Annotated in this window: 19 protein-coding genes; 8 read left to right on the top strand and 11 right to left on the bottom strand. The window is 45.2% G+C overall.

Annotated features, from left to right (window positions below):
- The first annotated feature begins 140 nt into the window (after positions 1-140).
- Both D1155_RS13990 and D1155_RS13995 read left to right on the top strand, forming a co-directional pair.
- A complete protein-coding gene (locus D1155_RS13990; RefSeq protein WP_160203039.1) occupies positions 141-626 on the top strand; it encodes a sigma-70 family RNA polymerase sigma factor in 486 nt (161 codons plus the stop codon).
- A 12-nt stretch (positions 627-638) separates the two neighbouring features.
- Complete coding sequence (locus D1155_RS13995) at positions 639-1325, top strand: zf-HC2 domain-containing protein (RefSeq protein WP_160203040.1); 687 nt, start codon at positions 639-641, stop codon at positions 1323-1325.
- A gap of 286 nt (positions 1326-1611) precedes the next feature.
- Here D1155_RS13995 and D1155_RS14000 read toward each other — a convergent pair whose 3' ends face one another.
- The 5 genes from D1155_RS14000 to D1155_RS14020 are packed head-to-tail and all read right to left on the bottom strand — an operon-like array spanning position 1612 to position 6570.
- Entirely contained in the window at positions 1612-2406 is a 795-nt protein-coding gene (locus D1155_RS14000; protein ID WP_160203041.1) for an SDR family oxidoreductase, read from the bottom strand.
- Positions 2407-2422: 16 nt separating this feature from the next.
- A complete protein-coding gene (locus D1155_RS14005; RefSeq protein WP_160203042.1) occupies positions 2423-3325 on the bottom strand; it encodes a fumarylacetoacetate hydrolase family protein in 903 nt (300 codons plus the stop codon).
- A 10-nt stretch (positions 3326-3335) separates the two neighbouring features.
- Positions 3336-4367 (bottom strand): Gfo/Idh/MocA family oxidoreductase, encoded by a 1032-nt coding sequence (locus tag D1155_RS14010; RefSeq protein WP_160203043.1) that lies wholly within the window; start codon positions 4365-4367, stop codon positions 3336-3338.
- Positions 4368-4382: 15 nt separating this feature from the next.
- A complete protein-coding gene (locus D1155_RS14015) occupies positions 4383-5360 on the bottom strand; it encodes a succinylglutamate desuccinylase/aspartoacylase family protein (RefSeq protein WP_160203044.1) in 978 nt (325 codons plus the stop codon).
- Entirely contained in the window at positions 5338-6570 is a 1233-nt protein-coding gene (locus D1155_RS14020; RefSeq protein WP_243151110.1) for a pyridoxal phosphate-dependent aminotransferase, read from the bottom strand. The genes D1155_RS14015 and D1155_RS14020 overlap by 23 nt, the downstream gene beginning before the upstream one ends.
- Before the next feature lie 145 nt (positions 6571-6715).
- Here D1155_RS14020 and D1155_RS16030 point away from each other — a divergent pair, with 145 nt between their 5' ends.
- From D1155_RS16030 to D1155_RS14045, 5 genes are all read left to right on the top strand, one after another.
- Positions 6716-8536, top strand: a complete 1821-nt coding sequence (locus tag D1155_RS16030; RefSeq protein WP_160203045.1) for a sigma 54-interacting transcriptional regulator — start codon at positions 6716-6718, stop codon at positions 8534-8536.
- Positions 8537-8667: 131 nt separating this feature from the next.
- Positions 8668-10173 (top strand): Na+/H+ antiporter NhaC family protein, encoded by a 1506-nt coding sequence (locus D1155_RS14030; protein ID WP_160203046.1) that lies wholly within the window; start codon positions 8668-8670, stop codon positions 10171-10173.
- A 99-nt stretch (positions 10174-10272) separates the two neighbouring features.
- Positions 10273-11205 carry an arginine deiminase family protein gene (locus D1155_RS14035; RefSeq protein ID WP_160203047.1) on the top strand — a complete coding sequence of 311 codons (933 nt, stop codon included), beginning with the start codon at positions 10273-10275 and terminating at the stop codon, positions 11203-11205.
- Between the two features lie 18 nt (positions 11206-11223).
- Positions 11224-12153: an arginine deiminase family protein gene (locus tag D1155_RS14040; RefSeq protein ID WP_160203048.1), complete on the top strand. Its 930-nt coding sequence runs from the start codon at positions 11224-11226 to the stop codon at positions 12151-12153.
- Positions 12154-12156: 3 nt separating this feature from the next.
- Positions 12157-13311, top strand: a complete 1155-nt coding sequence (locus D1155_RS14045; RefSeq protein WP_160203049.1) for an aminotransferase class I/II-fold pyridoxal phosphate-dependent enzyme — start codon at positions 12157-12159, stop codon at positions 13309-13311.
- A 114-nt stretch (positions 13312-13425) separates the two neighbouring features.
- On the opposite strand, the gene D1155_RS14050 is transcribed toward D1155_RS14045, so the two are convergent.
- The 6 genes from D1155_RS14050 to D1155_RS14075 all read right to left on the bottom strand — a co-directional run bounded on the left by D1155_RS14050 (position 13426) and on the right by D1155_RS14075 (position 20555).
- Positions 13426-13941: a hypothetical protein gene (locus tag D1155_RS14050; RefSeq protein ID WP_160203050.1), complete on the bottom strand. Its 516-nt coding sequence runs from the start codon at positions 13939-13941 to the stop codon at positions 13426-13428.
- A 203-nt stretch (positions 13942-14144) separates the two neighbouring features.
- Positions 14145-15437: an AAA family ATPase gene (locus D1155_RS14055; RefSeq protein WP_160203051.1), complete on the bottom strand. Its 1293-nt coding sequence runs from the start codon at positions 15435-15437 to the stop codon at positions 14145-14147.
- A 216-nt stretch (positions 15438-15653) separates the two neighbouring features.
- A complete protein-coding gene (locus tag D1155_RS14060; RefSeq protein ID WP_160203052.1) occupies positions 15654-16067 on the bottom strand; it encodes a hypothetical protein in 414 nt (137 codons plus the stop codon).
- A complete protein-coding gene (gene nhaC, locus D1155_RS14065; RefSeq protein ID WP_160203053.1) occupies positions 16060-17517 on the bottom strand; it encodes a Na+/H+ antiporter NhaC in 1458 nt (485 codons plus the stop codon). The genes D1155_RS14060 and nhaC overlap by 8 nt, the downstream gene beginning before the upstream one ends.
- 161 nt (positions 17518-17678) lie before the next feature.
- Entirely contained in the window at positions 17679-19052 is a 1374-nt protein-coding gene (locus tag D1155_RS14070) for a sigma-54 dependent transcriptional regulator (RefSeq protein ID WP_160203054.1), read from the bottom strand.
- 15 nt (positions 19053-19067) lie between these two features.
- A complete protein-coding gene (locus tag D1155_RS14075) occupies positions 19068-20555 on the bottom strand; it encodes an ATP-binding protein (RefSeq protein WP_347561000.1) in 1488 nt (495 codons plus the stop codon).
- A 222-nt stretch (positions 20556-20777) separates the two neighbouring features.
- Here D1155_RS14075 and D1155_RS14080 point away from each other — a divergent pair.
- Positions 20778-21779 (top strand): IS110 family transposase (locus tag D1155_RS14080; RefSeq protein WP_160203056.1); only part of this gene is annotated, 1002 nt, incomplete at its 3' end.

Raw genomic sequence — 21779 nt, forward strand, 5'->3', positions numbered from 1 at the left:
TGTCAGAGTAAATTCTATGTAAGTCTTTGCCATTTGAAATTCCAGTGATACGCAGAATTTATTTTGGCAAATAATAAATTTTAAAATTCCTGTAACGAAATTCGATCTTTTCCGATATATGGACAAAGAGAGGTGATAAAATGTTGGATATGGACGCCGCATACAAGGACTACGCCAACTACGTGTTCAAATTTTTAATGACCCTTTGTATGGAGGAGCACACGGCAGAGGAACTGACCCAGGAAACTTTTTATCAGGCTGTACGCACAGCAAACAAATACGACGGTTCCTGCAAAATTTCCACCTGGCTTTGTCAAATCGCCAAGCACCTTTGGTATCAGGAGCTTGCACGGCGGCAGAGAAAATCAGCAGTGCCGCTGGCAGATTTAAACGGTGAAGCCCTTGTGTCAGATGCACTTACGCTGGAACAGGCATTTTCTGTTAAAGACGAAAAAATGGCGCTGTTTCGCAAAGTGCATCTGCTTTCTGACATCGAAAAAGAAGTCGTTCTGCTCAGACTGACCGGCGCCTTTTCTTTTAAGGAAATCGGCGATATCGTCGAAAAAACAGAAAATTGGGCACGTGTCACCTTCTATCGCGCTAAGCAGAAAATATCGAAAGAATAAGAGGTAACAGGAATGAGAAACGAAATTATTTGCGAATTAACCAGAGATTTGCTTCCCAGCTATTTAGAGGGACTAACAAGTCCTGCCAGCAGCGAAGCCATCGAAAACCATCTAAAGACATGCCCTGCCTGCGCGCAAATTGCAGAAGATATGAAAGCTGCTGTTGAAATGCCCCAGCTGCCTTCGGAAAAAGAAAACGCCGCAGCAGATGCCGACCACGATATTAAGCCCTTTCTCAAACTGAGAAAACGTACCCGCAGAGCGGTGGGAATTACAATCCTTACCCTGCTGCTGATTTTCGGCGGCGGCACTTACTATTTTGCCCACGGCTTTAGCCCTGACATCAATGATATCACCATTACTTGTGAAAAATTCGATGGTATGGTAGATATTACCTTTACATCAAAATCGCAGAATGTGATATTAAACAGCTATGTCGGCGGCTATCACCAGAATGCCGGTGAGGCAGAGGTCGATTATGTAGAGCTGGAAGCTTTCCACAAAAATCCATTTAAAAAAGTCCTCCGCAATAAGGCTTACTTTGGCTACACCTTCATCAACAAAGATACCATTTATGATTCCTTCGGCAACAAAACCCATATCACAGACCAAAGCTATTTTACGCTGAGTCTGAAAGATAAGGTAGTAAAAATCAACATTGCCGATTTATATCAGGGAAAGATAACATTTATGGAGTAGCAGTGGTTTACAGTCACTTGCATCGCCTTTTTCCCGTTGTGCATATAATCGAAAATTTTCTCTAAAATATGCACATCTCTTCAGAAATCCGTGCATATTTTCCATAATAATTCGCTATATATGCAGATTTTTGCCAAAAACAGGCGAGGTTTATAGGATAATCCCGAATAAACCTCGCCGTTTCTGCATATTTCAGTCGTTTTTCTTAAATTTATGCACGCCCGTGTGCATATTTTGAGAGTTATTTTAAAATTTATGCACACTAGCTCAGGCAGCCTTCCACTCGTTACAGCGCCTTTACCAGTCCGCCATCAACTAAGATGGTCTGACCTGTGATATAGGTGTTTGCAGTAGATGACAGCAAGAATGCTGCCAGTTTGCCGTATTCTTCCGGTCTTCCGTACCTGCCCAGTGGAATGGTCTTCCAAGTGTTTTCCTGCAGCTGTTCTACGGAAATACCCTGTTTTTCTGCACGCATTTTGTCCAGCTGATCGATTCTTGCAGTGCCGATGCGTCCCGGTCCGATGACATTGACCAGAATGTTATATTTTCCAAGCTCCTGAGAAACAGTCTTGGACCAGCCTACTACACCGGCACGCATGGTGTTTGATAGCCCCAGATTGTCGAGAACTGCCTTCACAGAAGAAGATGTGGAGTTGACAATTCTTCCGCCACCATTTTCCATCATAATCGGTGCAACCTCCCGCACTACTCTCTGATAAGAAAGCAGCGTCAAGTCAAAAGCTTTGTACCACGCTTCATCGTCAAAGGAATTAAGTGGTCCTGCCGGCGGTCCGCCTGCATTGTTGAACAGCGCATAGATCGGTCCGAATTTCTCGCAGGTAGCAGCAACCAGCGCTTTGATGTCCGCAAGGTGAGTCATATCGCCGCAGAAAAAGTCCACATTTTCATTTCCCGTTTCACTGATTAATTCCGCCTTAGCCTCCTGCAACTGCTCCAAAAACGGGCTAAACAACATAACCTTTGCTCCCTCGACCGCAAGCTCCCTCGCTACTGCCTTTCCAAGTCCTGAACTTGATGCCAGCACCAGAGCGCATTTATCTTTTAAACCTAAATCCATAGATATTCCCTCCTCATTATTTTTCTTTCTGTAATTTTAAATCCACGACCGGATTCACAAGCGGTTCCATGACAAAGCCGTCCGGTCCAAAAATGCGACACTCCAGGCTATCACCGTCCTGGATATGCACTGCTCTCGGCGTTCCCGTGGATAGAATATCACCCGGCAGCCACCCCTGCATATGAGAAATCAGCGAAACCAGTCTCGATGGACTATGGGTCATGTTGGCCACTGTATTTGCCGCATGAATCTCTCCATTATGCACCGTCTGCACCTCTAGGGCAGATACATCTTCCACTTCGTCCGGCGTAATCAAATGCGGACCAAAGCTGAAGAAGGTGTCAAAGCCCTTAACAAGGGTCAGAAATCTCGGATTCTGACGCAAAATAGATTCCTCTGTCATATCCAGAATTGTAGTATAGCCGGCAATATAGTCCCGCCATTCATCTTCACCGATAAACTTGCACTTCTTTCCCATGATGATGCCCAGCTCCGCTTCGCCGGTGGTTTTCTGCGCCTCTTCCATGGCAGGAATGCAAATTTCATCTCCCGGCCCTACGATACAAGAAGCCGGTTTGTAGAAACTCCCCGGAAAGCCCTTAGGCGCACCTTCACCTAAATCTCCGGCGTGATCCACATAGTTTAAGCCAATCCCAAAAATTCTCTGGGGATTTCTGTAAAGAGGTGCGTACTTCACTTCTGCAAAAGGTACACAGTTCATCTCTGCAAGCTTTTCTTTTCCGCCGTCATTGTACCAGACCGTCAAAGTTTCCAGCTGTCCGGTGCAGATTAAATCATACAGCAGAGTTTCCCAGGATGTGCCGCAGGTGGCATTGACTTCTTCTATGGGAACGATGCCCTTCTCCGTTACAATTCCTGCAAATTCCCCACCTTTTATTTGAATAGTCGCTAAACGCATTTCTTGCCTCCTATCTGATAAACTGATATCCTCTGTGTACATTAACGATATCACGCAAAATTGATGCTGCTGCCGGAATAACACCGCTGACGCCTCCGATGACCGCAAGTTCCCCCAAAGTGTCTGAAACATAACGAACTGCTTTGTTCTTTCCTTCGACACTGTAAAGCAGATGTTCAGCCGGCAGTCTCTCAAGACCTACAGACATGTGAAGCTGTCCGTCCGTTCTGACGGTTTTGCCGACCAACTTATATTTCAGCCCCGCTGCCGCTGCACTTTCTATATCCGCCGCAGAGAGAGCAGTAATTCCGCTTACCTTGATATCAGCCAGCGTTTTATCTTCGCCCATCAGCACGTTTGTCAAAATCAGGAGCTTTCCGGCAGTATCCCAGCCTTCCACATCCAGAGTCGGATCGGTCTCAGCAATACCACACTCCTGGGCAATTTTTAATGCCTTCTCATATTCACAGTGATGATCTTCCATATATTTTAGAATAAAGTTGGTCGTTCCGTTCAGCACGCCTTCAATGGAAGTAATACTGCTTCCCGCAAGGTCCATGACGCCGGCGTTGACGGATGGAAGCGCGCCTCCTGTAGTGCAGCCGATTCCAAGTTGTACACCGCAGGCTTTTGCCAGTGCTGCCAGCTTATGATAAGCCAGCATGATCGGTCCCTTATCGGAGATCACCACGTGTTTTCCTGCTTTCAGCAGACTTTCCGCATAAGAAAGCCCTGGCTGTCCTGTCTCCTTATTGGTTGGCGTCATAATCACTGCCAGATCTACCGCAGGATCCGCTGCTATCTCAGCTGCAGTAATATCTGCACTTCCGCCGGAAAACTTGGTAATATCCTTTTCTCTTTCCGTAAAAACTTCCAAGGCAGCTAAATCAATTCCCTTTGCAGCATAGATGCCGCCATAATAATCGACGATATAGCTGACCGTAACAGAGAGGCCTTCCGCGTCCAGCATTTCTTTCTGCATATTCAAAAGTCGCACCAGTGCCTTTCCCACACCGCCATAACCAATGATTCCTATGTTCAAAATTCATGTCCTCCTTTAAATCACACCGATTGCCATGAGATTGTCACCCTCACATGCAGCAAAAGTAGACATTACCCATAAAATCACAGCATCATCTTCCGCATAGAATTCTTTGTAGACCTCATCTCCGTGATAGTCAGTCAACACTGCCAGCAGCTGACCTTTTTTCACTTTTTCACCCGGGGTTACGCGGCAGTTATAAATGCCGTTTTGTGAAGCTTTTAGGCGGTAAAATCTGGAGAGTTCCTTTTGGCGCGGATTTTTCGCCACACTGCCGCAAAGCATGCCGAGGTGTTTCATCACATTCTTTGCGCCTTCATAGTGGAGCATTTTCGTCTCCTCTTCGATGAGTCCGATTCCTCCGATTTCCGGCTGAATGCTCGGAATGCCCAGCTCGCTGACTGCAGCATAGAAATTTCCCCTGTCCGTTGCGCCTGCTCCGTCCGTTTCCGTATAGGACACATAATCCAGTCCATATACCTTTGCCAGCGCCCGTGCTGTTTCTGTTATCTTTTCGTCCTTTTCACTGATGTGATAAAAGGCGTAAGGGTACAGCCACTCAATGCTGTCGCCGCTGTGCATGTCGATGTGATAATCTGCCTTTGCCGCAACCTGATGAACCAGTGTATAGCAAAGACGCTCGGTAATGGTGCCTGCCGCATCGCCGGGAAACGTATCGTTGAGATTTTTTCCATCCAGCGGATTCACAAAAGGCACCTTCGCCTGAAAAGATGCGAAGTTGCACTGAGGCACGCCGATGATAGTGCCGGAAAGCTGACTGGGCTCAATTTCATGATACAGCGTCAAATTCGCACCGATGCCCGGATACTCCGTACCGTGAACGCCCGAGGTAATGCAAAGCACCGGTCCGTCTTTTTCTCCGGCGATAACATAAAATGGAAAACTAGTTTCAGTTCCAGCTTCATCGCAAACCGGTATATCTTTTATCCATTTATCGCCTTTTTCAATTTCAAAATCTAATACCTTTAACATGGAATATCCTCCAACTCAGTTTATTTTTTAACAGCTTTTCTGTTGCTCCCTTGATTTTACCCATGGCTTTCTCGATGTTTTCATAAGAATTAGAAAAAGCGATGCGAAGATAGCCTGTTCCATATTCACCGAAGGCAGAGCCTGGAATCATGGCAACGCCGGCTTCATTCAGATAATAATCTGAAGCCTCTTCATCTGTAATGCCAAGCCCTTTAATATTCATAAAGCAGTAGAACGCACCCTTTGGGCAATTGCAGCTAAGTCCTTCGATTTTATTGATGGACTCATAGACCAGTTTTCTTCTTCTATCAAACTGCACACGCATTTCCTCAATACATCCTTGCGGTCCTGCCAGAGCCGCTTCAGCTGCATACTGTGATACAGAAGTAGCACAGGTTACAGTATACTGCAGTACACGAATCATAGCGCTGATGAATTCGGCATTCTTGGAAGCCGCAAAACCGATTCTCCAGCCCGTCATCGCGTAAGCCTTGGATACACCGTTGATGATGATGGTTCTCTCCGCCATGCCAGGAAGAGATGCGATACTGGTGTGCGTACTTCCATCATATAACAATTTTTCATAAATTTCATCAGAAAGCACGATCAAATTGTTGTCTTTTGCAATCTTTGCAATTTTTTCCAGACTTTCTCTGCTGAGTACCGAGCCGGTAGGATTGTTCGGCGTGTTTACGATAATCATCTTGGTCTTTGGTGAAACCAGCTTTTCGATGTCTTCAATCTGCACATTAAAATCGTTTTCCTCCAGCAGCGGATAAGACACTGTCTTTGCTCCGGCAAGCTCCGCACAGTAGAAATAGTGGAGCCAGGATGGATTGGGAACAAGCACCTCATCGCCCGGATCCAGAAGCCCTGTCATCGCGATGGAAACTGCCTGATTAGCACCGACTGTTACGATGATGTCGTCCATCGTCATATCAAGACCGTTGTCTCTTTTGAATTTATCAGCTGCTGCCTGACGCAGACCTTCCGTCCCGTAATTGGATGTATAGTAGGTATACCCATCATCCAGCGCTTTCTTTGCTGCATCTCTGATAAATGCCGGCGTATCAAAATTCGGGCGCCCGATGCCCAGATTGATAATTTCTCTTCCTTCCTTTTCCAGCTTTCCTGCTGCTTCAAATACTTTTCTGATACCGGAAAACGGAATGGTGTCCATTTTCACACTCTGCTTCATTTTATTTGTCATGATTGACCTCCCTTGTTCTGAAAATTTCTCGTGATACCATATCCCTAACCGCAAGTTTTATGCCAATCAAAAAATTTGACAAATTTTTGTGAACGAATATAATCATCTTAAACCAGGTACACGTAAAGCAGGAAGGAAATACGCTATGATAAATAAAAAATACAGTTTTATTCAGGAAACCTGTGAAATCGTTTCTGAGCTTTTCAATGTGGTCATTACCACCATCGACACAGGCTTTATCAGAACTACAGGCACTGGTCTGTACAAGGCAGAAATCGGAAGTAAAGTGGAAAACTCCAACGTATTCAAGAGTGTAATAGAGCAAAATCAGAAAATAGTAATCAGCAGTCCCGGCAAAGAACCTGCCTGCGCCGACTGCGAGAATAAGAATAACTGTAAAGAAAAGGCAGCAGTTTATGCGCCCCTTCACGTCAACGGTGAGATTCGCGGCGCAATCGGCTTTATTGCCTTTACTGACGAACAGAAAAACAACGGTCTCTTCGGTCGCGATCTCTTCGTCGACTTCACCGAAAAACTCTCCGAACTGATTTCCAGCAGAATTGAGACCGTCGAATATGCTGATCAGCTCATGGTCAATCTCAACGAAACCCTTGCTATTTTGAACTCAGTTCATGATGGCGTCATCGCTGTAGATAACGACTCCATCATCTATCGAATCAACGAGTCTGCCACCAGAAACTTCGGCATTACAGAAAAACTCATCGGAAGCCATATCAGCTGTGTGCTGCCGGACCAAGTTATCGCCGATATTCAGAAGACGCCTTTCTATATCGACAATGAAGTCACCATTCGCAACGAGCAAAGCGAAGTCAATGTGCTGCTCACTGCCAAGCGAATCGAGGCAAGCGGCACTAAGCACGGCACCATTCTCAACATAAAAAGCTTTACAGAAGCTAGCAATATCGCCTCTAACATCCTACACAAATCCGACTATAAGGTGGAATTTAGCGATATTGTCGGTGAATCTAAAGCCATCTGTGAAGTCATCGATTTTTCTCATAAAATCGCCGGCAGCGACTCTACCGTCCTAATCCGCGGTGAAAGCGGCACCGGGAAAGAACTCTTTGCCAGAGCCATTCACAATCACAGCAGCAGAAAGGATGGACCTTTTGTTGCCATCAACTGCGGCGCGATCCCGGAAACGCTGCTGGAAAGCGAACTGTTCGGCTACGAAGACGGCGCTTTTACAGGTGCAAAAAAAGGCGGTAAAATCGGTAAATGTCAGCTGGCAAACGGCGGCACTCTCTTTCTCGACGAAGTTGGCGATATCCCGATTTTCCTGCAGGTAAAATTTCTGCGCATGCTGCAGGAACGCACCATTGAACGGGTCGGTGGGAACAAAATCATTTCCATCAATGTGCGGGTAATCGCTGCAACAAACCGAAACCTGGAAACGATGATGGAGGATGGAGAATTTCGAAGTGATCTTTATTACAGACTCAACGTCATTCCGATTTTCATTCCGCCTCTGCGCGAGCGCAGCGAGGATATTTTGGTCATTTCCCGTCATTTTATGGAGAAATATTCAAGACATCTTCGCAAACACGTCTGCGATATGACCCCTCAGGCTGCGAAAATTCTGATGGATTACCACTGGCCGGGCAATATCAGAGAACTGGAAAATACCATTGAATGCGCACTCAATGTGGAAAGTCAAGAAATTCTCACCAGTTTCAGCATTCCGGCGAGAATTAAATCTCCGAAAAAGAATACTGATATCTATTCTGCTGAGCTGATTCAGGCAGAAGCTGCCGTGCTTGCGCAAACTGTGCCGTCTGCTGCTGCAAGACTCCGTGATACCAGACGAAAAACTGAAATTGACGAAGTCTTAAAAGCCCTCGATAAATACGGCTGGGATACCAAAGGCAAAAAACATGCAGCGACAAGTCTGGGTATCGGTATTGCTACCTTGTATCGCATCCTAAAAGATTATCAAAATCGATAAAAATTATCCTTTATGATAATTTTTATCACATATCCATCCGTCTTTTCTGCAAAATTCGCCCAAAAACTACATGGCATATTTTTTGCTCTATATGTGTGACGTAGATTAACATAGCAGAAAGGAGACTAACTATGGATTATGGTATTCTATCGTTATTTCCCATCGCGCTGACCATCGTCATCGCCATGTGGCTCAAAAACATTTCTATCGCACTATTTGCCGGCGCCTTTGCAGGGCTTCTGATCGTGTGCAGCGGAAATCCATTTGACGCAATGATGTCTTACGTTGTCGATCATCTGGTTCCGAACATGACAGACTCCTATTGCGCAGAAGTACTGGTACTGCTGATTTTCATCGGCGGTTTTGTAAAACTGCTGGAGGTATCGGGCGGCGCTCACGCCTTTGCATCAAGCGTCACGAAGTTCGTAAACAGCCGCGCAAAAGCACAGATGGCTGGCTGGGTAGCTGGTATCATGGTATTTTTCTCCGATATCGGAAGCCCGATTATCGCAGGTCCGATCGTACAGCCTCTAACCGATAAGATGCAGGTTTCCAGAGAAAAGCTGGCGTGGATCCTTGACACCACCGCTTCTCCCCTTTCCATCTTAGTGCCATTCCTCGGCTGGGGCGCTTACATCATGGGACTGATGGGTACAGAATTTCAGGCAGCAGGCTATGCCAGCACCGAATGGGACATGCTGCTGAAGGCCTGGCCTTTCCAGTTCTACGCACTGCTCTCTCTGCTGATGGTTCCGCTGATTGCTTTTACCAGAAAAGAGTTCGGACCAATGCACAGGGCTGAAATGCGCGCGCTTTCCGGTCTGGTTTCTCCTGGCGGACAGGTTGCTGAAGCTGTTAAAATCGACACCGACGCAAAGCTGGAAAACAGTCGCCCAATCGTCATGATCATTCCTCTTGTAGTTATGATCGGCACTTTGTGCTTTATGCTCTGCCCGCAGGGTTTCCCGTTCAAGTCTGTTGACGGTGACGCACTTCGCGGCGCACTGATTGCAGGTTTCGTGTTCGGCTCTATCGCAAACATCATTTTAGTCGTTGCACTGAAAATCAAATCCTTTAAAAGCATTTGTCGGGATTACGTATTAGGGCTTGAAAGTATTGCCAGCGTATTTATCACCTTGCTTTTGGCATGGGTACTGAGCAGCGTAACAAAAACGATGGGCGGGCCGGAATTTGTTGTAAATATGCTGCAGGATAGCGTACCAGCTTGGATTCTTCCAGTGATTATCTTCGTAGCCAGTGCTGTGATTTCCTTCTCCACCGGCTCTTCCTGGGGAACCTTCTCTATTATGATGACCATCGCCGTTCCTGCTGCTATGGCACTGAACGCACCAATGCAAGTAGCGATTGCTTCCGTATTATCCGGCGGCCTCTTCGGCGACCACTGCTCACCGATTTCTGATACTACGATCTTATCCGCTAACGGCGCACGCTGTGATCTTTTGGCTCATGTCAAGACTCAACTTCCGTACGCACTCATGGTCGGCGGTGTATCAATCGTGACTTACGCAGTAGCAGGCATGACCGGCAGCGTGATCGCTCTGCCAGTTGGTATCGCCCTGCTGATCGTAACAGTACTTACGCTTTCCAAACTCTACGGAAAGAAAGTTGAAGCATAATTCTTGCACAGTTATGAAGCGAAGCCCAGCCGCCTGTCTTTCCCTTTATATCAAGCAGGCAGACGGGCTTCGCCCTATTTTTCATCTTGGAGGTTTTGTATGGCATTTTTAGAACTCAGCAAAGATAAAAATCTGCGGCGTGATGAAACGCCTTTTTCAGAGCAGCTCACCACTTACTGGGGCGACTTTGGTATTTGCTCTCAGGTCGCTCCTTTAAAAAGCGTTATGCTCAGGCGCCCCGGTGCTGAAATCGATAACTTTTCTTGGGAGGAAGCCCGTTTCCGCGAAGGCATTGATCCCGATAAATTCAGACAGGCCCATCAAAGACTTGTGGATCTTTACCTAAGTCAGGGCGTGGAAGTCCACTTTCTTGAAGACCAGCGGCTTGACCGTCCTAACGCAGTCTACTGCCGAGATTTGATGTTTATGACGCCGGAAGGCGCTATTATTTGCAGGCCGGCACTACCTTGCCGCCGCGGTGAAGAAGTCGCTATGGCAAAAGCACTTGCTGCCATTCATGTGCCAATTGTGAAAACCATTACCGGTACGGGGACCTTTGAAGGAGCAGACTGTCTCTGGGTAGACAGAAAGACGGCAATTCTGGCACGAAGCTCCCGCACCAACGAATCCGGCTATAATCAGGTTGCTCACGTGCTCCGTGAACAAGGCGTGGAAACGATTCTGACAGTTCCAATTCCTTATACCAATGCGCACCTGGACGGTATCATGAATTTTGTCGATGTGGACAAGGTCATCATCAACACACGCCAAGTGCCTTACGACGTGGTAGAGTACCTGATGAACGCAGGCTATCATATCATCGACGCACCGGATCAGGACGAGGCCAGATTTTCCCTGGGGCTGAACATCGTTGCACTGCGTCCCGGCGTCGTCATTCAGGCACAGGGAAACCCTAAAACAAGGGATGCGCTGGAGAAAAACGGCGTAGAAGTCATCAGTCTGGATTTCGACGAAGTGCTGAAGGGCTGGGGCTCTGTCCACTGCTGCAGTGCAACCCTAGCAAGAGGTTAAAAAAGGAGATTCTCATCTATGGAAAAGTTCAATACATTTTATGAAGATATGCCCGCTGTCTGGGGCGACAATTTCAGTGTTACATCCGAAATCGGAACGCTGCGCACCGTGCTGGTGCACCGTCCCGGCAAAGAAATTGAAAACATCACAGATCCGTCTGCGATTTATTTCCGTGATTTTATCGATGTGGATAAAGCCCGCTGGGAACACGATCAGTTGGTACAGGTCTATCGCGATCATGGCATTACAGTCTACAATATCGACGAAACTGATCCAGGCTGCCCTAACGCCATGTACTGCCACGATTTAGTACTGGGCACACCGGAGGGCGTCATCGTGACAAGACCCGGAATTAAAATTCGTCACAACGAAGTAAAATATGCTGCGCAGGAAGTTGCTAAGCACGGCGTTCCCATCGTCAAAACCATCCATGGAAACGGAATCTTTGACGGCGCCTGCGCTACTTGGGTAGACCGTGAAACGGTCTTCGTAGGAACTGGAAGCCGCTGCAACAAAGAAGGACTGGTACAGGTTACAGACACCTTTCATCACATGGGCGTAAAAAATGTCATCACCCTCAGCATCGCCAGAAACCAAAACCACCTGGATGGCTTCCTATCCATCGTAGATACCAACGTTGCCGTGACATATCCATATATCACACCGGATATCATCTATGAAGAGCTGGAAAAGCGGGGATTTGAATTTGTAGAAATTCCGACTTTTGAAGAAAAGATTAATTTTGCCGCAAACTCCGTCGCACTGGAGCCGGGCAAGATTATCATGCCGAAGGGATCTCCGCGCACTGTGGAGCTTTTGAACAAGAAAGGTATCGAAGTCATCGAGCTGGACCTTGACGAAATCAAAAAAGGCGGCGGCTCCGTTCATTGCCTGACCGCATTTTTAAAACGCGATGATATCCCTGTTTATCCCGTTTATGAGGACTAAGCCATGCTAATCGGAGGATTTTACAGCGTTGACGGTGCGCTGCTTATGGAGCGCCCGAAAAACGATGATTTTGCGCTGCGGCTGGACTGTTCGGCAGGCAAAAGTTCTCAATATACGCACAAGATTTATACCAATAACGGACGTACTGCTTCGGTTTATGCCATGGAGCATTGCGCAGATAAAATGAAAGGAAAAAAAGTGCTTCTTCCCGACTATCTATGCCTTTCCATCATCAGCGCCGTCCGCTGGGAAGGACTTTCTTACGATTTCTATCGGGTCACAAAGGATCTGGAAATCGACCTTGCAGATCTGGAGTCTAAGCTGGACGAAACTGTCGGCATGATTTATGTAATTCACTACTTCAGCATGCCGCAGCCTTCGGATACCGTAAAATATCTCTGTCAGCTTGCAAAGGTGCACAATCTGCTAATTATGGAGGACATCACGCAGGCTCTCTTTTCTAAGACGTCGAAGGATTCGGCTTTTCGCCGCATGGGTTTTGGCGACTACATCGTCGGCAGCACTAGAAAATGGTTTCCAATGACCGACGGCGGCATTTGCGCCATTAGAAATGACGTGTTTGAAGATGCAAGCCGTGATTCAGTTCCAGCCCTTGCCAGCGCTTATGACGAAAGCGTATATAAAGAACTTTTGATTTCAGTCATGCGACCGCTGTATGCGTCGAATCCGGAGTTAGAAAAAGAATCTTATCTAGCTTGCGAAAAAGAAGCTAACGCCAGCCGCTATGTCAATTTGACCCCGAGGAAAATGACCGAGGAGTCGAAACAAATTTTCTTTGACACTGACGCGCAAGCACTCATGAGACGGCGTATCGAAAACTTCCGCTATCTCTATAGCAGACTTCTTCAAATTCCGGAACTTACCATGCTCAGCAGGGATATCGGTGAAGATGGTGACTGCGTTCCTTTTGGGCTGACTATTTTAGCTGATGACCGCAACGGACTTTATCAGCATCTGGTTCAGCACAATATTATCCCGGAAATTCAGTGGATTCTGCCAACGGAGTATTACACGCCGGGCGAGGACGCGCAGTATCTATCCGCACACAATCTGATGCTGCAGTGCGACCAAAGATACGGCATTCCCGAAATGAAACAGGTTGCAGATGCAATAGAAGATTATTTTCGACAGAAGTGATCAAAGCAGTTAAGTTCATTTACATAATACTTTCTTTCGAGACTTTTCCTCTTAGGAAAAGCCCCCTTCCAGCAGCAAGGGTGCCGGCAGAATTACCGGCGCCCTTGTGTGTTGTCAATCAAAATGCAGTTGTACGTCTGCCATTTTCTTTAAAATTTTCTGTTCCAAATCGTTATATTCTTCCGTAAACTCCATAATAGTTCTACTTTTAGGATTCGTTGCTAATGATCTATAATCAAAATAAAAATCATATAATGCCTTCAGGTCTTGATAAGCCTCCTCGTATTGTTCTGGTGGATGATTCAGCGTTTTCATCAAGCTCAAAGTTCCTGACATATTATTTCCAATTGATTCCATTCTTTTTACAAAATTTTTGTCTGCAAACAAATTTTCCAAAGCCTCATTAAAATCATCAGTTCCCTTTACATATTTATATGTATCTTTATTGCTCCAATCCCAAATAGCATTATACCATACATCATGAATCAATTCCGCTGCTTCTTCGCCCTCAACAAATTCATTCAACATGGTGTTGTATGCGTCCACCATATTAGAGTAGTATTCTGCCGATACCCGGCTATAATTTAATGCAAATCCTATCACTGCAATAATTACTACTACAATCATCAAACTCTTTCTTTCCTCTTTTATTCGATTCAATGGTTAAATTTTCCGCTTTTTGTATCAAAGCATTTCCATTACTCAATACCTACAGGCTTGCCACACATTGGACAGAAAGCAGCTTCATCACTGAATACCGCACCACATTCCTTGCAATTCATCTTTTTGTTGTATCCTTTCTCAAAACATTCCTTCAATAATAAGGCAGACTTCTACAGCACCCTCTTCAGGTCAGCTGCCAAATACAGCGGTACATTGGTAATCATTCCATTTTTTAAATAGCCCATTTCCGAAAATCGAACCGCTGAAACTGGTTTTACCTCTGCTATATACTTTTTAAAGGTTGGTGCACTCTTATCTGCTCCACCTTTCACTTCGACAGGGATAATATTTTGACCATCCTGCAGCAGAAAGTCTATCTCTCCATAGCGTGTTCCATAATACCTAGGCGCCAGTTCATACTGTCCTTTCAGCTGCTGTAAAACAAAATTCTCCGTCAATGCACCCTTGAACTGATAATCTGACTTTAACAAAATGGCACTGTTATCTATCCCCGCCATGCATTTTAATAATCCCGTATCAAAGAGGTACAGCTTAAAACAGTCCAGCTTATCAAAAGCTGGTAAAGGGTGTTCCGCTTTCGAAACATTGTAGACCCGATTCAGCATCCCTGCCGATACCAGCCATTCTATCGCCTCCTCAAAGTCTCGTGCACGCCCACCAGTGCGGACTGCGCCATATATGAATTTTTCGTTTTCTTTTGCAAGCTGCGATACAATACTCCGAAAAACCATCAGCAGCCGACCACTGTTTACTTTTCCATTATGTTTGGAAAAGTCATTCTCATATATCGCTAGTAGTTCCCTCTGTATTTTTTGAATCTGCTGCGGATCTTTACTATCAATCCATGATGATACGCATTCCGGCATTCCCCCAATAATCAAATAATAGTGATAGCTGTCGAGAAGTCTATGGTGAAAAATCTCTTCAATGTGCTGCCCCTTTTCTATGGTCTGATAATAATGATACAGCGCCTCGTCCGTTGCCAATAAAAATTCCTCAAAATTCAGCGGTCCAAGTTCTAAGAGATTCACCTGCCCAACCGGATATGATTTCGGCTGCGCAAGCAAAGTTCCCAGCAGGCTTCCTGCCACAATCACATGGTACTCATTTGCATTTTCACGAAAATATTTAAGACTGTTTAGTGCCTGTGGACATTCCTGAATTTCATCAAGTATGATTAAACTTTCCCCCGGCACGACTCTTTCCCCAGAAATTAACGATAGCAATTCAATAATTCTTTGCGGATTCTTATTCTTCTCAAAGATAGACGAAAGTTCTTCCTCTTCATCAAAATTGAAGTAGACATAATTCCCGAAATATCTCCTTGCAAACTCTTTCATAATCCACGTCTTTCCAACCTGCCGTGCCCCTTTTAAAATCATCGGCTTTCTGGACTTGCTATTCTTCCATTCAATCATTTTCCGCATTATAAGTCGTTCCATGCTAAGCTCTCCTCCTATCTTTTATATATTATGCCACTTTTTACGCAGTCTATCAATCAATATTTTCACATTTTTACGCTATTCTTTAATAGTTATTACACATTTTTACCTAAATTCGTCGCAGTGCCACTTCCTATCACAATACGTCTCACTAATCCACGCACAAAAAACAGTGGCCTTCCTCGACCACTGTTTTTCAATTTTATACTTTAAAAATCACTTCACATTCTCAATATGGATATCCGGTTTCACACTGCGGGCAAGTTCCAAAACCTGCTCCAGCTCCCTCTTTTGAAACACCAGTCTCCGCGACATGACATCTCTAAGAAAATGAAGCACCACGTAATTTGGATCCGCCACATATTCGATGTGAATATCTGTAATCTCTTCAAAAGACCACACAATTTTATGCTTGCGCAGGATAAAGTCATACGCCAGAACAACGCCTTCCTTGCTGACATAGGTTTCCTTTTGGAAAACTACCGCAAGAAGCAGCACCACACCGATAATTGCAGAATATTTGACTGTAGAATAGAAACTGAACACAATCAGCCCTGCGCCAAATATGACTGCTGCAAACTTTGTGGATTTCCGCATTGTTCTGTCATCATATGCCTTGATTTTATCCATTGCGTTTTTCTGCCTTTCTCTTTGCTTTTAATTCCTTAATCTCTGCTCTGGATTTTCCATCATATTCCTTGTATTTGATACCAATGCCGAGATATGAAATTGTAATTGCCAGAACCGGATTAATCAGGTTCATAAATGCGTACGGCATAAATGCCCAGTTGGACACGCCTAAGGTTGCAGACTGATAAGCGCCGCAGCCATTCCATGGAATCATTGGTGACCAGAGAGTCGCACCATCTTCTGTGGTTCTTGACAGGAAGCTTCTGCTCAGTCCTCTTTCATCAAAGGCTTTCATGTACATTCTGCCAGGCACCAGAATTGCCAGATACTGGTCAGTCAACACAACATCACAGATAATACCGGTTACGATAGTGCACAGCACCAGACCGCCGACACTCTTTACTCTTCTTACAAGACCGCCCAGCAGTACTTCGATAAATCCGCATTTTTCCAGTACGCCGCCAAAGAACAAGGCGAACATGATCAAGGAAATCGTCCACATCATGGAGTCGATACCACCTCTGTTGAGCAGGCTGTCAGTCACTTCGTTGCCGGATTCAATGCTGAAACCGGTCTGCATACCACCAAACACTTCCGGGAAAGTCGCGCCCTGCGCAATCATTGCTACTGCGCCGCCGCAAACTGCAGCAAGAAGCAGCGACGGAATTGCCGGAATCCTCTTTACTGCACCGAAGATAACCACCAGTACTGGCAGCATAATCCAAGGAGACAGATAGAAGTTATCTGCGATAGCATTTTGAATATCCATCGCCAAAGAAGCGTCATAGCCGGATTCGTCGATAACGATAGCGCCCACGATGCCGTACAGCACCAGAGAAATCAAAAATGACGGAATTGTTGTTGTCATCATGGCAGCCACATGATCATACAAAGGCGTTTCCGCCCCTGCTGCCGCAACGTTAGTACTGTCAGACAACGGAGATAATTTATCCCCTGTGTATGCGCCGGAAATTACCATACCTGCTGCAAGAGCAGGGTTAATGCCAAGACCCATTGCAATACCCATCAGAGCCACGCCTACCGTACCGGATGCAGTCCAGGAAGACCCCGTTGCGAGTCCTACAATAGCAGTCAAAATCGCACCTACTACTAAAAATGCGCCCGGTGAAATAATTTCAAGACCATAGTAAACCATAGCCGGCATGGTGCCTGACCAAACCCAGGAACCGATCAACATACCAACGCACATGATAATCAGAAATGCTTCTAGAGTTCTGCGAATGCTGTCATATGCGCCTGCTGCGATATCCTCCCAGCCGTAGCCGCATTTTACTGCAATCAAGGAAGCTACAACACAGGATGCTATAATTGGCATATGCGGATCCAAGCCCCATTTTACAGTACTTAAAATAATAATAACCATCATAAAAACGATTGGAACGAGTGCTTCCCAAACCTTAGGAAGCCTTGGGGTTCTTTTCTTACCCATAAAATTTCCTCCTTTAATTAGATATTTCAGGTATATTTAAGAGCAAGAACTGTGCCACAAACAAAAATCCCCATTTTTCAAGGAATTTCGCCGCTGCACCTGCTGTCATTTCCAGTGTAGTATGAAATTTATTTCCTGGTTCATAATTTTCATGATGAAATTTATTTCACAGCTTTCGGATCTATTCCATATTCGCCTAATTTATTCCAAAGCTGCCGCGAGGTAATCCCTAAGACCACAGCACATTTTGTCACATTGCCTTCTGTACTTTTCAATGCCCTTTCTATATAGTACTTCTCAAAATCCGCTCTAGCCTCTTTCAAAGCTTTCTGTTCCCCCATAAATAATGGTTCCTTTGGGAGTTTTCCGCACAAAGGCTGCTGCAAATCGTCCATAGTAATTCTGCCGCCATCGCTTAACGCCACCATGCGCTCAATGATATTCTTCAGTTCCCGCACGTTGCCCGGATAGTCGTATCCCAGCAGCATAGACATGACCTGCCCGTCAATATGTTCGATTTTCTTCTTTTGTTCCGCTTCCGTCTTTCTGATAAAAAACTCTATAAGCCCCTCCAGATCCTCTTTTCTCTGACGAATAGGCGGAATAATTAAAGTCAAGGTGTTGATTCGGTAAAGCAGATCCTCCCTGAACTTACCTGCTGCAATTTCTTCTTCCAGGGATTTATTAGTAGCGCAGATCAGCCGCACGTCCAGATCGATTGACTTATTGCTCCCGATCCGTTCAATCTTTCTGCTCTCCAGTACTCTGAGCAGTTTTCCCTGCATGCCCAGAGGCAGATCTCCGATTTCATCCAAAAATAATGTGCCAAAGTTGGCTTCTTCAAATTTTCCGACTCGTTTCGCCACAGCGCCGGTAAAACTGCCCTTCTCGTGCCCAAACAGCTCTGACTCAATGACACTTTCCGGCAGGCTTTGACAGTTGATCGGCACAAAAGGCTCCTTTCTTCGGCTCCCCTTGCTATGAATATAGTTGGCAAAAACTTCCTTTCCTACACCGGACTCTCCCAGTAAAAGCACATTGATATTGGTGTCTGCGGTCCTGTCACAAAGTTCCAGAAGCCGCAAATACTGCGGATTCTTGGACTCCAGGAATACGTTTTCTTCGTATTGGTTCCGAAGGAGAATATCGCTCTTTTCCGCCAGGCGCTTCAGCTTCGCTAGCCGCTCTACCTTCATAATCAGTTCCTCCAGATCGCTGCTCTTGACAAAATAGTCCTTTGCGCCGTATTTGATAGAATCCACCGCACTTTCAATGGATCCGTAAGCCGTCATGACGATAATATCGATGTCCTCGTTTTCAGCGGTCAAGGTACGAATCAGCTCTTCCCCGGAAAGCTCCGGCATGCGCAAATCGGTAATCACCAGATTGACCTCATGATCCTTAAGGTACGCCAGCGCTTCTTTCCCGTTGGAACAGGTACTGGTCTGATATCCTTTCCGGCTTAAAATCATAGACACCACTTTCTGATATTCCAGTTCATCATCAACAATTAAAATATTGTATCCTGTCTTCATATTCTTCCTCCTACTTTAAGCCATTTTAACGGGAATTTCTACATAAAACACAGAGCCTTCTCCCCGCACACTTTCTGCGCGAATCGCACCCCCCGCCTGCTCCAGCTGAGAATGCACCAGGTAAAGTCCAAGACCGGTTCCCCTCTCTTTGCTGGTATAAAACGGATTGAAAATTTCCGAAAGCCTTTCACTTTCGATACCGCATCCGTTGTCACGAAATACGATATTTACCGTCCTTTCCCAGATTGTGACACGAATCTCAATTTTTCTCTTGCGCTCTACCTCCGCAAGCGCGTCAATACTATTATTCAAAAGATTGATCATAGTAATCTTTAAAAGATCCTCATTAAGCAGCACCGGCTTCGCCTTTTCTCCATTCAAAGAAAATGTCACATCAATATCCTTGCTGTCCATCTGTTTCTTTTCCAGAATCAAAATGTTGCTGATCAGCTCACCGATATCCACTTCCTTATTATCCTCACCGGAAAGCCTGGAAAACTTCAGCAAGCTGTCGATGAGGCGATTGATCCGCTTGATGGAGTCATCAATAACCCGCACCGCATGAATACCGTCCTCCCCTTTTACAAAATCCTGAATCAAGAACATATAACTTTTTATCAGTCCCAGAGGATTTCGAATCTCGTGAGCAAGCCCTGCCGAAAGCTGCCCCACTGCAATCATCTTTTCCTCCTGAATGTTTCGCCGCTCATTGATATACCGCTGGGTCCACTCTTCCACAATGTAAAGCTTTTTATCCTCTTCGTTGAGATCCATGGTATTCTTCATATAGTAATGCTCTTTCAGCTTATAGACAGTCTCGTCCTCCTGCTGCAAATAAGGCATGACCCACTTGTTGGTATGAATATCGCTCTTCAAAAGTTCCCTCTTGCTGCAGCCTGCGATCCTGCAGATCTCATCGTTGACCTCCAAAATCGTTCCGCTACCGGAAGCGATAATCAGCCCCCTGTCCAAAGTATCTATGATCAACCGCAGCTGTTCCTTGCTGTTGAACAGCTCTCTGGTCTTTTCCGTTACCTTCTTCGCTGTAGACAAATTCCATATGGTAAAAGCCGCACCGCATATGATAAAGAAAAAACCGATGTTATAGATCACATCTACTTCCGTCATGTCGGTAATCTCCGGCTCCATAGCACCAAACCATTTGCTCTGAGTCTTGGTAATGAGATTTTTCTTTTTCATGGAAAGTACCGCTTTATTAAAAGCGTTTAAAAGCCCTTCGTTATCTTTGTTCAATGCCACACAGATCTCTTTTCTGGAAAAAGAATACTTGAGGAATTTATAATACCGGTTGCTGCGCTGCTGGTTAATCAGATAAGACAGCTTCGTCTCATCCCCTGCTACCGCTGCCACTCGATCATTTTCCAACATGTCCAGCGACTGCTGAAAGTCCTTTGCAAAGACCACGCTGACGCCTTTGGCGCCGTAAAGTTCCTCGATCCGCTCTGCAACATCTTCTTCTTGTATGATGTATTTAGTCCAAATACATCAATACGCTCCTTTCTTCTCAATTTTGATATAATCGTTAGTAACACTGTGGACTTTTTATCTTTCTTTTATAGCTTCGACTATTTGAAGGAGTGTATTGCCACAGTTTTATCTGAATCATTTATAGTTGGATAAGCCTTTGAGTTTTCATTTCACGCAAGTCTATGATGATAAAACTATGTGGACAGACACAGTGATTATTCATTTAGGAGGTTTCTTATGATTTATGTTGGAATCGACATCGCCAAACGAACACATTATGCTTGCGTCATGCACTCTGACGGTGAAATCCTTGCAGATCCATTTCCTTTTACGAATGATCGTGCCGGATTTCAACTACTGCTTAACTGCATCGGCTCCTATCCCAAAGAACAACTTCTTATTGGAATGGAGTCTACTGCCCATTATGCAGAAAACCTGACTTCTTTTCTCTTTAGCAGAGATTTTCAGGTCTGTATCATCAATCCTATCCAGACCGCTTCTTTACGTAAGTCTAACATTCGTAAAACAAAAACCGACTCCGTAGATACCTTTCTCATCATCAAAGCATTGTCTCTACATAATTACCGCTGTTTTTCAAAGCGTGATTATGATTCTTTGCAATTAAAAAACCTTTGCCGCTTTCGCCAGAAACTGATGAAAGCAAGAACAAAGGTTAAAATTCAGCTCGTATCCTATGTGGACCTTATCTTTCCCGAACTCCAGTTTTTCTTTAAGTCTGGAATCCATACAAAGTCCTGTTATGCGCTCCTGAAAACCGAGTCTAATCCCGACAGGATTGCAAAAATGCATCTCACGCGGTTATCAAACCTGCTGAAAAAGACCTCTATGGGCCACTACACTAAAAATCATGCTATCGCATTGAAAGAGCTTGCATCGCAATCCGTCGGTATTAATGATGATACACTATCTTTGCAGATTTTGCAATCCATTGAACAAATTGAAATGTATTCGCAGCAAATTTCCAGGGTAGAAGCTTCTATCAATGAAATCATGGATAACATGGACTCTGTAATTAAGACTATTCCGGGTATCGGCAACCTCAACGGTGCCATGATTATTGGTGAAATCGGTGATATCTCCAGATTTGAAAAGCCATGCCAGCTCCTGGCTTACGCCGGTTTAGATCCTTCAGTTTACCAGTCCGGTAAATTTACCGCTGCGAAAACCAGAATGTCTAAACGCGGCTCAAAGCTATTGCGCTATGCACTAATCAATGCA

The organism is Anaerotruncus sp. 80 (assembly GCF_009936115.1).
GTDB classification, from domain to species: Bacteria; Bacillota; Clostridia; order Peptostreptococcales; family Anaerovoracaceae; genus Senimuribacter; species Senimuribacter intestinalis.

Coding starts and splice junctions, on each gene's coding strand:
- D1155_RS14020 (WP_243151110.1), bottom strand. CDS start 6,570: ATGACAAATAAAATGAAGCAGAGTGTGAAAATGGACACCATTCCGTTT.
- D1155_RS14060 (WP_160203052.1), bottom strand. CDS start 16,067: ATGGATAAAATCAAGGCATATGATGACAGAACAATGCGGAAATCCACA.
- D1155_RS13990 (WP_160203039.1), top strand. CDS start 141: ATGTTGGATATGGACGCCGCATACAAGGACTACGCCAACTACGTGTTC.
- D1155_RS14045 (WP_160203049.1), top strand. CDS start 12,157: ATGCTAATCGGAGGATTTTACAGCGTTGACGGTGCGCTGCTTATGGAG.
- D1155_RS14035 (WP_160203047.1), top strand. CDS start 10,273: ATGGCATTTTTAGAACTCAGCAAAGATAAAAATCTGCGGCGTGATGAA.
- nhaC (WP_160203053.1), bottom strand. CDS start 17,517: ATGGGTAAGAAAAGAACCCCAAGGCTTCCTAAGGTTTGGGAAGCACTC.
- D1155_RS14005 (WP_160203042.1), bottom strand. CDS start 3,325: ATGCGTTTAGCGACTATTCAAATAAAAGGTGGGGAATTTGCAGGAATT.
- D1155_RS14070 (WP_160203054.1), bottom strand. CDS start 19,052: ATGAAGACAGGATACAATATTTTAATTGTTGATGATGAACTGGAATAT.
- D1155_RS16030 (WP_160203045.1), top strand. CDS start 6,716: ATGATAAATAAAAAATACAGTTTTATTCAGGAAACCTGTGAAATCGTT.
- D1155_RS14055 (WP_160203051.1), bottom strand. CDS start 15,437: ATGGAACGACTTATAATGCGGAAAATGATTGAATGGAAGAATAGCAAG.
- D1155_RS14040 (WP_160203048.1), top strand. CDS start 11,224: ATGGAAAAGTTCAATACATTTTATGAAGATATGCCCGCTGTCTGGGGC.
- D1155_RS14015 (WP_160203044.1), bottom strand. CDS start 5,360: ATGTTAAAGGTATTAGATTTTGAAATTGAAAAAGGCGATAAATGGATA.
- D1155_RS14030 (WP_160203046.1), top strand. CDS start 8,668: ATGGATTATGGTATTCTATCGTTATTTCCCATCGCGCTGACCATCGTC.
- D1155_RS13995 (WP_160203040.1), top strand. CDS start 639: ATGAGAAACGAAATTATTTGCGAATTAACCAGAGATTTGCTTCCCAGC.
- D1155_RS14000 (WP_160203041.1), bottom strand. CDS start 2,406: ATGGATTTAGGTTTAAAAGATAAATGCGCTCTGGTGCTGGCATCAAGT.